The sequence below is a fragment of the Streptococcus mitis genome, assembly GCF_047464965.1.
GTDB lineage: Bacteria > Bacillota > Bacilli > Lactobacillales > Streptococcaceae > Streptococcus > Streptococcus mitis_DU.
The window spans coordinates 115777-129018 of the sequence record NZ_JASHAT010000007.1; the positions used below are offsets into that span (position 1 = coordinate 115777).

Here is a 13242-nt window from a genome sequence, read left to right on the forward strand (position 1 = left end):
GATTTATAAAGTTATTTAGTGTAAAATAAAAACATTGGCTCAAGCCTATTTAAAATTAAATATCGTTTTACTTGTTTATGTCGTGAATTGGCACGATGTTTCTACAAGGTGCCGGAACACCTAACAATAAGTAAGTCAGCTTGAGGTATGGCCTTTTTTGCCATGCCTATTTTGAGGACTTACTTAGAGATTAAGTAGGTCCTTTTTCTATTTCTTGCTAGAAACTTTAAACAAGCAAATGGATTGGCTTTTAGACTTTAGGAGGTCTTATGAAATTATTAGAAGAGCGCATCCTCAAGAATGGGCATATCTTGGGTGATAACATCCTCAAGGTGGATTCCTTTTTAACCCACCAAGTTGACTATCAATTGATGCGAGAAATCGGTAAGGTTTTTGCGGAAAAATTTGCTTCTGCTGGTATTACCAAGGTCGTAACCATTGAAGCGTCAGGTATTGCCCCAGCCGTTTTTACAGCTGAAGCCTTAAACGTTCCCATGATTTTTGCTAAAAAAGCTAAGAACATCACTATGAACGAAGGTATCTTAACTGCCCAAGTTTACTCCTTTACCAAGCAGGTGACCAGCACCGTTTCTATCGCTGGAAAATTCCTCTCACCCGAGGACAAGGTCTTGATTATTGACGATTTCCTTGCTAATGGACAAGCTGCTAAAGGCTTGATTCAAATCATCGAACAAGCCGGTGCCAAAGTCGAAGCCATCGGTATCGTGATTGAAAAATCTTTCCAAGATGGTCGTGATTTGCTTGAAAAAGCAGGCTATCCTGTCCTATCACTCGCTCGCTTGGATCGTTTTGAAAATGGTCAAGTTATTTTTAAGGAGGCAGATCTCTAATGCAAACTCAAGAAAAACATTCGCAAGCAGCCGTTCTTGGCTTGCAACACTTACTAGCCATGTACTCAGGGTCCATTCTGGTTCCTATCATGATTGCGACAGCCCTTGGCTATTCGACTGAGCAGTTGACCTACCTGATTTCCACAGATATCTTCATGTGTGGTGTGGCAACCTTCCTCCAACTCCAACTCAACAAATACTTTGGGATTGGACTTCCAGTCGTTCTTGGAGTTGCCTTCCAGTCGGTAGCTCCCTTGATTATGATTGGGCAAAGCCATGGTAGTGGTGCTATGTTTGGTGCCCTTATCGCATCAGGGATTTACGTGGTTCTTGTTTCAGGCATCTTCTCAAAAGTGGCCAATCTCTTCCCATCTATCGTAACAGGATCTGTTATTACCACGATTGGTTTAACCTTGATTCCTGTTGCTATTGGAAATATGGGAAATAACGTTCCAGAACCAACTGGTCAAAGTCTCTTGCTTGCAGCTATCACTGTTCTGATTATCCTCTTGATCAACATCTTTACCAAAGGATTTATCAAGTCTATCTCTATTTTGATTGGTTTGGTTGTTGGAACTGCCATTGCTGCCAGCATGGGCTTGGTTGATTTCTCTCCTGTTGCGGCAGCACCACTTGTCCATGTCCCAACTCCACTCTACTTTGGGATGCCAACCTTTGAAATCTCATCTATTATCATGATGTGTATCATCGCAACGGTTTCTATGGTTGAGTCAACTGGTGTTTACCTAGCCTTGTCTGATATCACGAAAGATCCAATCGATAGCACACGCCTTCGCAACGGTTACCGCGCAGAAGGTTTGGCCGTTCTTCTCGGAGGAATCTTTAACACCTTCCCTTACACAGGATTTTCACAAAACGTTGGTTTGGTTAAATTGTCAGGTATCAAGACTCGCCTACCAATCTACTACGCAGCTGGTTTCCTGGTTCTCCTTGGACTCCTTCCTAAGTTTGGCGCCCTTGCCCAAATCATTCCAAGCCCTGTCCTCGGTGGTGCCATGCTGGTGATGTTTGGTTTTGTATCTATTCAAGGGATGCAAATTCTCGCTCGTGTTGACTTTGCTAACAATGAACACAACTTCCTTATTGCAGCTGTATCAATCGCTGCAGGTGTCGGACTCAACAACAGTAATCTCTTTGTCAGCATGCCAACAGCCTTCCAAATGTTCTTCTCAAACGGAATCGTCGTAGCTAGCCTACTCGCTATTGTCCTCAATGCCGTATTAAATCATAAAAAGAAATAAGAAAAAGAGGTGCGAGCCTCTTTTTATGTTATATCCTTACCTGTCTGTCTTCTGACCTTTGGCCTGTAACAAACATGGTAAAGGTTGCTTTACAGACATTTCTGCCTTCTTGATTGGTGATATCGACATCCACGACGCAGGTTGTGCGTCCTTGGTGGACACATTCTCCTTTAATGGTCAGCACATCGTCGAGTTTTCCTGCTTTGAGGTAGTTGATAGAAGACTGGAGCGTCACTCCATCAAGCCCCAGAGATATGACCACCAAACCACTGATCTGGTCGCAAAGGGTAAAGAGATAGCCACCATGGGCATTGCCATAGTAGTTGAGAGACGAGTCCACTACTTTGGTCGTCACCACAACGTGACCATCTCTCATTTGTTCAATTTCATAATTTTCAAAGGCAGATATAGCGTCAAAATGAAAGTCTTTCATGGTTTCCTCCTGATATTTCAAACGACACTATGATACTACTTTTTATAGGACTGTGCAAGGAGAAAGCTCCTAGTCTGGCAAAATTCCGACCTGCTCCACAAAGCGCATAAAAGCTGTCTGCCCTTGTTCCGTCTGCTTGTAGACTCCTGCATCCTCAAGTACACGCGCAAAGATAGCACCAACAGAGTCTTTGACGATTTCAAGGGCTTTTTCTTTATCTGTTATGTCTGGATGTTGGACTTTGAGTTGGTCTGCCCATTCCTGATGATAGTCGGCAACTGCATCAGCTTCTCCTACAAGATAGCTAGCGACTTGCTCCACTTCTTCTTTCAGACGTGGTGGCAAGATTGCCAAGCCCATGACCTCAATCAAGCCGATATTTTCCTTCTTGATATGTTGGACATCCTTGTGAGGATGATAGATGCCATCAGGATGTTCTGCAGAAGTCTGATTGTCTCTCAAGACTAAGTCCAACTCAAACTGTCCATCACGCTTACGCGCTATAGGTGTGATGGTGTGATGCGGTGTCCCGTCTGTCTCTGCCAAAATCTGCACGGCAGGGTCTGAATACTGACGCCATTCCTGCAAAATCTTGTCAGCTAAGTTGATCAAATCTTCTTTGGAATCCGAAGTCAAACGCAACACTGACATAGGCCACTTGACAATCCCAGCCTTGACCTGCTCAAAACCAGCAAAAGAAAAAGTCTTTTGCAGAGGAGCCAATTCCATAGGAAATACGTGACGGCCTCCCTGATAGTGATCATGAGTCAAGATAGAACCTCCCACAATTGCTAAGTCCGCATTTGAACCCGCAAAATAGCCCGGAAACTGCTCTACGATAGCCAGCAAACGTTCAAAACTCTGACGACTAATAGCCATAGGACGATGCTGGCCATCTAAGAAAATACAGTGCTCATTAAAGTAAGCATAGGGCGAATACTGGAAGCCCCATTCCTGACCAGCCATTTCAAAACGGATAATACGGTGGTTGCTGCGAGCTGGGTGGTTAACCCGACCATGGTAGCCTTCGTTCTCTATACAAAGCTGACACTGGGGATAATGGCTAGCTTGCACCAACTTAGCCACCGCAATCTCTTTCGGATCCTTTTCAGGCTTAGAGAGGTTGATGGTAATTTCAAGTTCACCGTAATCAGATGGAACACGATAAGCGATATTTTTAGCAATGGCCTTGAGTTTGATATAGTCGTTTTTCTGGCTGAGCTGGTAAAAATCCGCTATCGCTTGCTCAGGAGATCGGGCATAGGTCGCCCAAAAGTCACGATTGACCTGACTTGGACAAGGAGTCACCAAGTCCATCAGTTCAGCACCAAGAATTTCACGCGCAGTCTGACTATCCTCAATCGTCTCTAATCGAACGGCTTCCTCAACCAACTGGTCTTTGAGGTCAATCAATTTATCTAGACCAGTCTCAACTTCCAAAACACCATCTCCCACTCGTGCCAAGACACGATTGGTCAGGTAGATTCGATCCATTTCCTCAAATGAACTTTCAGCAATAACGTGTATTACAAATTTATCTACTAAGGTCACTATAGAGCCTCCTTTTAACTAGTCAAGGACGCGAGTGCCACCTGCAACTTCAGCGATATAGAAGCTTGGAGCGTAGCCAACTACTTCCTCGTAGTGTTTGCCAACAGCTTCCTTAAAGGCATCAACAGTGTCTTTTTGCACCAAGGCAATGGCACATCCGCCAAAACCTGCCCCTGTCATCCGAGCACCGAGAACTCCTTCTTGATCCCAAGCTGTGTGAACAAGAGTATCCAATTCCAAACCAGTTACTTCATAGTCATGCTCTAGGGAAACGTGTGACGCATTCATCAAACGACCAAATGTTTCCAAATCTCCTGCTTGGAGGGCTGCTTGAGCTTTAAGGGTACGTTGATTTTCAAGCACAGCATGGCGAGCACGTTTCAAACGATTTTCATCTTTAATCAGATAGCTATATTGGTCAAAGGCCCACTCATCCAATTCACCCAAGGTCTGAATATCTAAGGCTACTTGCAATTCTTCCACTGCTTTTTCACACTCAGCACGACGTTCATTGTATTTAGAGTCCGCCAATTCACGGCGTTTGTTAGTGTTCATAATAACAACGACATTGTCCTTCAAATCAAGTGGTACCAAATCATACTCTAAAGTGTTAGTATCTAAGTAAATAGCACGTTGGTCTGCACCCATACCGATAGCAAACTGGTCCATAATGCCAGAGTTGACTCCGATAAAGTTGTTTTCTGTTTGTTTTCCGATTTTAACCAAATCGAGACGCTCTAATTTTAAATCAAAGAGATGCTCTGCCACGACCCCTGTCAAAAGTTCCAAGGATGCTGAAGAAGACAAACCAGCACCATTTGGGATATTCCCATAAACAAAGAAATCAAAACCTTTGTCAATCACATGACCAGCTTCTTGCAAGAAATGAAGAACCCCTTTTGGATAATTGGTCCAATTGTGCTCTTTTTCAAACTTGAGGTCAGCGAGAGGCACTTCGATAATGCCCTTGTCCTCAAAATTAGCTGAGTAGAAACGTAAAACTTGGTCGTCACGCTTACGAGCTGCACCGTAAGTTCCCAAGGAAATAGCAGCTGGAAAAACGTGCCCACCGTTGTAGTCCGTGTGTTCACCAATCAAATTGATACGACCTGGTGAAAAGAAAGTTTGGTCTGCTTCTTGATCAAAAACAGCAAGAAAGTCTTTGCGAAGTGCTTCTGCAGTAAGATGTTGTGTCATTTGAATTCTCCTTTGACTGTCCGTTAAGCCACCTTAACATGTAATCGTTTTCTTCTATTGTATCCAAGGGATTTTCCAAGGTCAATCCTTTTTACTAAAATTTTACTAAACTATCAGTAAAAAGCAGAAAAATATGATATACTAACCTTAAAGAAGGAGGATTTATGGCTACCTTAAAAGACATTGCACAGCTAGCCTCTGTCTCTATCGCGACCGTATCCCGCGTCCTCAATCGCGACCAGAGCCTATCTGTTACAGAAGAAACCAGACACCGTATTTTAACCGTTGCTGAAGAACTGGGCTACACCAAGCACCTCAAGACAGGCGATTCCCACAAACCCAAGCAAAAGATTGCCATTATCCAATGGGTCAGTGAACAAGGAGAACTGGACGACCTTTACTACTACCAGATTCGCTTGGGTATTGAAAAAAGAGCCCAAGAGTTGGACTATGATATCTTGCGCTATTTTAATGACCATCCTTTTACCCTAAGCGAGGAAGTGATTGGGATTCTCTGCATCGGAAAGTTTAGTCGAGCTCAGATTTCTGCCTTTGAAGAATACCAAAAGCCTCTTGTATTTCTAGACAGCGATACACTTTCCCTGGGACATACCTGCATTATCACAGACTTTTACACTGCCATGAAACAGGTTGTCGATTATTTTCTCAGCCAAGGGATGGACCGCATCGGGATTCTAACAGGCCTTGAAGAAACAACCGACCAAGAAGAAATCATTGAGGATAAGCGACTGGAAAATTTTAGAAACTACAGTCAAACAAAAGGAATCTATCATGATGAATTAGTCTTTCAAGGAAGCTTTACCGCCCAGTCTGGCTATGACTTGATGAAGGAGGCCATTCAGAACTTGGGAGACCAACTCCCACCAGCCTTTTTTGCAGCTAGCGATAGTTTAGCCATCGGTGCCCTCCGTGCGCTCCAAGAAGCTGGAATCAACCTGCCAGACCGCGTCAGTCTTATTTCCTTTAACGATACTAGCCTGACCAAGCAAGTCTATCCTCCCCTCTCTAGCATCACCGTCTATACCGAAGAAATGGGCCGAGCAGGTATGGATATTCTTAATAAGGAAGTACTCCACGGTCGGAAAATCCCTAGCCTAACCATGCTGGGAACCAGACTGACATTGAGAGAGAGTACTCTGCCATAACTCCACAAATTAAAAATGACAAAAAATCCTAATAGAGAGTCTCAAATCTCCATTAGGATTTTCTTTTTTAGGCCATCACAATCATAGACTTAATGGTCTTACGTTCATCCATATCTTTATAAGCTTGATCAATATCTTCTAATTTATAGCTTGAAGTAAAGACACGGCCTGGATTGATATCACCATCAAGGACGGCTTTTAGTAAAAATTGCTTATCATATGTTGTGACAGAAGCTGGACCACCTCCGATTATTGTATTTTGACCAAAGGTTGAGCCAATGGCACGATTTTCATAGTGCGGTACACCAACAAAGCCCATGCGCCCTCCATTATGGAGAACACCAAGTGCTTGATCAATCGCTGCTTCCGTTCCAACACATTCAAGTGCTGCGTCTGCTCCCCCACCGAGAATTTCACGCACCTTGGTAATTCCTTCTTGACCACGTTCAGCTACAACAGCTGTCGCACCTGACTCCAGAGCCATCTTTTGACGATCTTCATGACGACTCATAAGGATAATTTGCGATGCTCCACGCATTTTAGCTGCGATGACAGCACATTGACCAACAGCCCCATCACCGATAACAACAACCTTGTCCCCTTTTTGAACATTTGCAACGCGCGCCGCATGATAGCCTGTCGGCATCACATCAGCAAGAGTCAAAAGGGACTTTAGCATACCTTCGCTATAATCTGAAGGTTGTCCTGGAATTTTAACCAGCGCCCAATTGGCATAGTGGAATCGGATATATTCCGCCTGGACACCACCTGACCAGTTGTTACCAGGATGATTATCGCAAGAACCGTCAAAGCCAGCAAGACAGGCATCACATTCACCACATCCATGGGTAAAAGGGACAATGACAAAGTCACCTGGTTTCACCGTCGTAATGGATTCCCCAGTTTCTTCGACAATCCCAATCGCTTCGTGTCCACTATTTTTGTGTCCAGCTTTCGTTTCTGGATTACGGTACCTCCATAGATCCGATCCGCAAACGCACGCACGAACTACACGAATAATCGCATCATCTGCGTCTATAATTTGCGGACGTTCAATTGTAGCAAGACCAACCTGACCTGCCTTTGTATATACTGCTGATTTCATTTAAATTTTTCCTTCCTTGTAAAGTTTAATTTTGAGATTTAAGCGATTTAAAGCCACCTGTAACTGAGACAAGCGCTCCTCTAATTTTTTCTTTTCCTCTTCTAAAATACCAAGCCTTTTCTCTCGCGTTTCATCCCCCTTTTGGTAGAGAGACATATAGTCAACTAAACTATCTACAGAGACACCTGCCGAACGAAAACACTTAATAAATTCCAGAGCTTCAATATCATGATCTTGAAAATCACGAATTCCAGTTGCAGTTCGAGTAATCGGTGGCACAAGACCAACCCGTTCATAGTACCGAATCGTATCCGCTGAAATTCCCAACAAGTCACTAGCAGATTTAATATTCATACACTAACCTCCTCTCATTCACTGAATTTAAGCTATTCTAACTCACTTATCTTATTATATAATTTTGAGTTGACTCTAAGTCAAGCATTTTGCGTCTAATCGAAAAATTTTTTATCATTATCAGTTCTCTTATTAGCATACCTTTTCATCAATCAAAGAAAGAGGTTGGGGAAAGCGTCTTTCAAATATGATACCAAAGAAACTGGAAAAAAAGTCTTTAAAAGCAAAAAGCGCATAGTATCAGACATTGAAAACCCTTGATACTATACGTTTTTTTGTATGAAGATTTACTTCATTTTCTCTTGAAATTGAGTTTTGTCTCAGCCGCTTTTTCTAGTGTTGATGCCCATGGGATTGCCCTAAGGCTGTTACCTTTCGCTTATGTTGCGCATGATTGCTTTGACTGGTGTCCACTTCGATAGTAATATTCTGCACACCTCTTTCTTCTAAGAGCTGACGTACTTGATTCTTTGTTTCCGTCATCTCCTCCCAATCCTCTAAACAGATATGGATAATAGCATTATTTTCTAGACCATCCATGGACCAAATGCTAAGTTGATTGACACTTTTGACATTGGTCAGAGCCTCCAAATCCTTCTCCAAATCACCTGTCTCTAGTCCTTCTGGCACAGCATCCAGGAAAATCTTGAGTGCGCTCCAAAATCGAGGAATAGCTTTTGTTAGAATGAAGATGGAAATGACAAGCGATAAGAGCGGATCAAGGATATACCAATCTGTAAATCGGAGGATAATCGCCATTAGAATGACAGCCAACCAACCTAGAGTATCTTCCAAAAAGTGCAGGCTCAGAATTGACTCGTTCTTTGTCTTTCCCTTACGAACTACTAGACTAGCTAGCACATTGATACTGACTGCAATGATTCCTAGCCAGAGGACGCCTTCGTCATTAACGGGCTGTGGATTCAAAAGTTTAGTTATATTTTCCAAGATCACTAGAATGGATCCTGTGATAAGAATCACAGCAGTCACCAGGGCCCCTAAAAGACTAAATCGCTTGTAACCCAAGGTATAATGCCTATCTTCTTCACGATTGGAGATTGTTTCTAGAAGGGCTGATATGCCAATGGCTATAGCATCCCCCAAGTCATGAACAGAATCAGCGAGAACGGCACTCGAACCAAATATTCCTCCTGCGATAAACTCAACAATAGCATAGCTTAAATTTAAGAAAAAAGCTATCCAAACAGTATATTTTGCCTTCATCTTTCTCATTCCTTTGTTATAATAGATTTATGAACACCTTGTTCATTATCATTATCCACTAAAACTCAAAGAAAGGATAGAAGCAAAAGGTCAGCTTTATTCAGTTCTGAACAATTTGCCTCAAGTGTCTATATGACTAAGATTGACCGCCGTATCAGCAAAACAAAAAAAGCCATCTTTCAAGCTTTTCTACAACTTTTGAACGATAAGGGCTACGAATCCACTACAGTTCAGGATATCATTGAACTCGCAGATGTTGGACGTTCCACCTTTTACTGTCACTATGAGAGCAAGGAACTACTTCTGGACGAGCTTTGCCGCTACCTCTTTCATCATCTCTTTGAAAGAGAGCAACCCATTTCAACTGAGGACTACCTCGCCCACCTCTTTCTTCATTTTCAGAAAAACCAAGACCATATCACCAGTCTGCTATTTTCCAAAAATGACTACTTCCTCCGTCAACTCCATAAAGAGCTAGAACACCATGTCTATCCCATGTTGGCTGATGAGTTAAAAGAAGCCCACACTAATCTGCCTACTTCTTACCTCCAACACTTGGTCGTGTCCAACTTTATCGAGACATTGACCTGGTGGCTCAAAAAAGGACAAGACTTTACATACCAGGAAGTTGTCCAGTTTTATCTAGACCTTCTCATTCCTAAAAATTGAATACAGAGTAGAGCTCAGTTGCCTTATTTCTAGGCTACTGAGTTTTTATCTTTTCAACAATCAAAAAAGCCCAGACGACATTGTCTGAGCATTCTTCTATATAGACATTTAACCAAGTTGAGTTTAGCTTTTCAAGCTATTTCTTCAACAAACCTTGTTCTTGTAGAAACTCCTTGGCTACTTGCTCTGCTGACTTGCCTTCAACACCAACTTGGTAGTTGAGCTGGCTCATCTGGCTTTCAGTAATTTTACCAGCCAATTTATTGAGAACTGTTTCCAACTCTGGATGTTTCTTGAGGAGAGCTTCTTTCATTAGTGGAGCCCCTTGATAAGGTGGGAAGAGTTGCTTGTCATCTTCCAAAACCTGTAAATCGTAACGTGCCAATTCCGCATCAGTCGAATAGGCATCCGTGATTTGAATATCGCCCGACTGAATAGCCTGATAGCGAAGGGCTGGCTCCATGGTCGCTACATTGAGATTGAGACCATACATTGATTGCAAGCCCTTATTGCCATCTTCACGGTCATTAAACTCGAGAGTAAAACCAGCCTTCAACTGCCCTTCCACTTTTTTCAAGTCCGAAATGGTCTTCAAGCCATATTCTTGAGCAATCTTTTTCGGAACAGCTACAGCGTAGGTATTTTGATAAGACATAGGTTTGAGATAGGCTAGATGATCCTGTTTGGCAATACCATCACGCGCCACATTATAAACTTGCTCTGGCTCATGACTCACTTTCGGTGATGGTTGCAGCAAACTTTCAGTCACCGTACCAGTAAATTCAGGATAGATATCAATATCGCCTTTTTTCAAAGCTTCATAAAGAAAGCTTGTTTTCCCAAAATTTGGTTTAACAGTCGCAGTCATGCTGGTATTTTCTTCAATCAGCAACTTATACATATTGGCCAAAATTTCTGGTTCCGGTCCCAATTTCCCAGCAATCACCAAGTTTTCCTTCTCTTTTTGAGCTAAGAGGGCTGGGCTATAAGACAGACCGAGCAATATTGTCACCAAGGCAAAACCAGAAAAAATCGTCCGCAATTTTGCCTTTTCCATCACTTTTAGTAGGAAGTTAAAGGCAATAGCAAGCACTGCAGCAGAAAGTGCCCCAATCAAAATCAGACTGGCATTATTACGGTCAATTCCCAAAAGGATAAAGGAACCTAGTCCCCCTGCCCCAATCAAGGCCGCCAAGGTTGCTGTACCGATAATCAAGACAGCTGCCGTCCGAATCCCAGACATCATAACAGGCATGGCAAGCGGAATTTCAAACTTCTTGAGACGCTCCCATCTAGTCATCCCAAAGGCGATCCCAGCCTCCTGTAGACTCGGATCAATTCCCTTTAGCCCAGTGATGGTATTTTGCAAAATCGGAAAGATCGCATAGATTACTAGAGCTGTCAATGCCGGTAAAGTCCCAATTCCCATCAAAGGAATAAAGAGTCCCAGTAAGGCCAGAGACGGGATGGTCTGAAAAATCCCTGCAATCTGCAAGACCCAATCCGCCATCTTCTCATGATAGCGAAGATAAACAGCCAAGGGAACCGCGATAAAAATAGCTAGTAACAAGGTCAAAAGTGACAACTGCAAATGTTGAGAGAGAGCTGTCAACCAATCACTAAAACGATCCTGAAAAGTTGCAATTAAATTAGTCATGAACACTACCTCCAAACAAATCTGCTACAAATTCTGTGGCAGGAGCTTTTAAAATGGTCTCGGGGTTCGCCACCTGACGAATCTCTCCATCCTGCAAGACAGCAATACGGTCACCTAATTTCAAAGCTTCATCCGTATCATGGGTCACAAAAATCGTTGTCATTCCAAACTCTTTATGCAATTCTTTAGTCAGAACCTGCAACTGTTTTCTCGAAATAGCATCCAAGGCTGAAAAGGGTTCATCCATGAGGAGAATCTTAGGCTGACCAATCATAGCCCGTACAATTCCAACCCGTTGCTGTTCTCCACCAGACAATTCACTCGGAAGTCGATGTCCATACTCAGCTACTGGCAAGCCAACCTTGTCCAAAAGCTCTTCTGTTTTCTGAGCAATTTTTTCCTTAGTCCATCCCTTCATCTCAGGAATCAGGGCAATATTTTCCGCGACCGTTAGATTAGGAAATAGGGCAATAGCCTGTAAAACATAACCAGTAGAAAGACGAAGATCCCGCTCGTCATAGTCTTTGATGCGCTTGCCATCCATGTAAATATTTCCATCAGTTGGTTCCAAAAGACGGTTAATCATCTTGATCATGGTTGTCTTACCGGACCCAGATGGCCCAACCAAAACCATAAACTCTCCATTATCAATTCGTAAATTGACATCTCTCAAAACATCTTTTTCTGTGTAACGCAAAGCTACATTTTTGTATTCAATCATTCTGTATCCTCAATTTATACTCAATGAAAATCAAAAAGCAAACTAGGAAACTAGCCGCAGGCTGTACTTGAGTACGGCAAGGCGACGTTGACGCGGTTTGAATTTGATTTTCGAAGAGTATTAAAACTTTCCTCGGTTGGTCAAGTCTTCTATCTTAGGCATAACTTCCTTATTATCCCAATGTTCCACAATTTTCCCGTTTTCTAGACGGAAGATGTCATACTGGGCATAGGCAACTCCACCAATCTGAGTCTGACCATAGCTAACCACATAGTTTCCTTGTCCTAAGAGTTGGAAAACAAAGTCAAAAGTGGTCTTTACTTATAAACAGCTAATTTGCTCCATTTTAAACCTCATTTTCCTCCTCTTTCAGATTATCCAAAATTCTTTCTTGAAAGGCTTCAAACTGACGAATTTCTTCCTCTGAAAATCCTTTGTAAAAGATCGTATCCAATTTCTGACTGACACGATGCCCCACTTCTTTCTGAGACTGGCCCAACTCTGTTAAAACCAAATACTTCTTACGCTTATCTTTTCCACATGGACTAATAGTTACAAGATTTTGTTCCTCTAGCTTTTTAATCATCGTCGTCAGTGTATTATTAGCAAGCCCAGTTTCCAGAGCAATATCTGTCGCAGTTGCGCAGCCAGTTTTACTATTCCATAAAACCGCTAAAATCTTGCCCTGTTCACTCCGATAAAGAGCTTCAGGATCTTGGCTCAGTAACTTTTGAAAAATCCGCCCATTCAACAAACGAATATGATGGGCTAGCAAATGACTATCCTTCATAACACCTCCAATTTATTTCGATATCGAAAAGAATAAAACAATTGTAACACTCATCGTTCTAACTGTCAACTATTTCGATTTGGAAATAATTTTTCCCAGTAAAAAAATCTCCTACCCAAGGTAGAAGATTTTAATGGCTCTATAATATTTGTAGTGGGTAAATCCCCTATGGATATTATGGAGCCTATTTTGTTGTAGAAAAAAAGTCCCATAAGATCTATAATGAAAAGCGACAAAACAACTCATTAGAAAGATTCATATG

The 13242-nt window shown here is 42.4% G+C and carries 13 protein-coding genes, 1 pseudogene and 1 riboswitch; of the genes and pseudogenes, 4 read left to right on the forward strand and 10 right to left on the reverse strand.

Going from position 1 to position 13242, the window contains the following annotated elements:
• Positions 1–51 precede the first annotated feature (51 nt).
• Positions 52–147: riboswitch (purine riboswitch) on the forward strand.
• A 122-nt stretch (positions 148–269) separates the two neighbouring features.
• Positions 270–851, forward strand: a complete 582-nt coding sequence (locus QM408_RS06195; RefSeq protein WP_261150560.1) for a xanthine phosphoribosyltransferase — start codon at positions 270–272, stop codon at positions 849–851.
• The gene (locus tag QM408_RS06200) at positions 851–2113 is read left to right on the forward strand and encodes a nucleobase:cation symporter-2 family protein (protein ID WP_150922455.1); all 1263 of its coding nucleotides are present in this window, start codon (positions 851–853) and stop codon (positions 2111–2113) included. Before QM408_RS06195 ends, QM408_RS06200 begins: the two co-directional genes overlap by 1 nt.
• A gap of 28 nt (positions 2114–2141) precedes the next feature.
• Here the strand turns inward: QM408_RS06200 and QM408_RS06205 are convergent, their stop codons facing one another.
• The 3 genes from QM408_RS06205 to QM408_RS06215 form a co-directional block, all read right to left on the reverse strand.
• Complete coding sequence (locus QM408_RS06205; RefSeq protein WP_000651223.1) at positions 2142–2546, reverse strand: PaaI family thioesterase; 405 nt, start codon at positions 2544–2546, stop codon at positions 2142–2144.
• Between the two features lie 69 nt (positions 2547–2615).
• The gene (locus tag QM408_RS06210) at positions 2616–4097 is read right to left on the reverse strand and encodes a UDP-glucose--hexose-1-phosphate uridylyltransferase (RefSeq protein WP_414373948.1); all 1482 of its coding nucleotides are present in this window, start codon (positions 4095–4097) and stop codon (positions 2616–2618) included.
• An 18-nt stretch (positions 4098–4115) separates the two neighbouring features.
• Complete coding sequence (locus QM408_RS06215) at positions 4116–5294, reverse strand: galactokinase (protein WP_261105108.1); 1179 nt, start codon at positions 5292–5294, stop codon at positions 4116–4118.
• Between the two features lie 164 nt (positions 5295–5458).
• On the opposite strand from QM408_RS06215, the gene galR reads away from it, so the two are divergent.
• Positions 5459–6460 (forward strand): DNA-binding transcriptional regulator GalR, encoded by a 1002-nt coding sequence (galR, locus tag QM408_RS06220; RefSeq protein ID WP_000212485.1) that lies wholly within the window; start codon positions 5459–5461, stop codon positions 6458–6460.
• Between the two features lie 67 nt (positions 6461–6527).
• Here galR and QM408_RS06225 read toward each other — a convergent pair whose 3' ends face one another.
• The 3 genes from QM408_RS06225 to QM408_RS06235 all read right to left on the reverse strand — a co-directional run bounded on the left by QM408_RS06225 (position 6528) and on the right by QM408_RS06235 (position 9143).
• A complete protein-coding gene (locus tag QM408_RS06225) occupies positions 6528–7565 on the reverse strand; it encodes a zinc-binding dehydrogenase (protein WP_261150558.1) in 1038 nt (345 codons plus the stop codon).
• The gene (nmlR, locus tag QM408_RS06230; protein ID WP_001022624.1) at positions 7566–7919 is read right to left on the reverse strand and encodes a stress response transcriptional regulator NmlR; all 354 of its coding nucleotides are present in this window, start codon (positions 7917–7919) and stop codon (positions 7566–7568) included.
• A gap of 333 nt (positions 7920–8252) precedes the next feature.
• Positions 8253–9143: a cation diffusion facilitator family transporter gene (locus QM408_RS06235; RefSeq protein ID WP_261051604.1), complete on the reverse strand. Its 891-nt coding sequence runs from the start codon at positions 9141–9143 to the stop codon at positions 8253–8255.
• 132 nt (positions 9144–9275) lie between these two features.
• Between QM408_RS06235 and QM408_RS06240 the strand changes: the two genes are divergently transcribed.
• Positions 9276–9812: a TetR/AcrR family transcriptional regulator gene (locus QM408_RS06240; RefSeq protein WP_033676414.1), complete on the forward strand. Its 537-nt coding sequence runs from the start codon at positions 9276–9278 to the stop codon at positions 9810–9812.
• Positions 9813–9948: 136 nt separating this feature from the next.
• Here QM408_RS06240 and QM408_RS06245 read toward each other — a convergent pair whose 3' ends face one another.
• The 4 genes and pseudogenes from QM408_RS06245 to QM408_RS06260 form a co-directional block, all read right to left on the reverse strand.
• Positions 9949–11469, reverse strand: a complete 1521-nt coding sequence (locus QM408_RS06245) for an ABC transporter permease/substrate-binding protein (protein ID WP_414373952.1) — start codon at positions 11467–11469, stop codon at positions 9949–9951.
• On the reverse strand, positions 11462–12190 hold the full coding sequence (locus QM408_RS06250) for an ATP-binding cassette domain-containing protein (protein ID WP_414373954.1): 729 nt from the start codon (positions 12188–12190) through the stop codon (positions 11462–11464). The genes QM408_RS06245 and QM408_RS06250 overlap by 8 nt, the downstream gene beginning before the upstream one ends.
• 120 nt (positions 12191–12310) lie before the next feature.
• Positions 12311–12502, reverse strand: a pseudogene (locus tag QM408_RS06255) (nuclear transport factor 2 family protein); the annotation flags it as partial.
• Positions 12503–12536: 34 nt separating this feature from the next.
• The gene (locus QM408_RS06260) at positions 12537–12980 is read right to left on the reverse strand and encodes a MarR family winged helix-turn-helix transcriptional regulator (protein WP_414373956.1); all 444 of its coding nucleotides are present in this window, start codon (positions 12978–12980) and stop codon (positions 12537–12539) included.
• Positions 12981–13242: the final 262 nt, after the last annotated feature.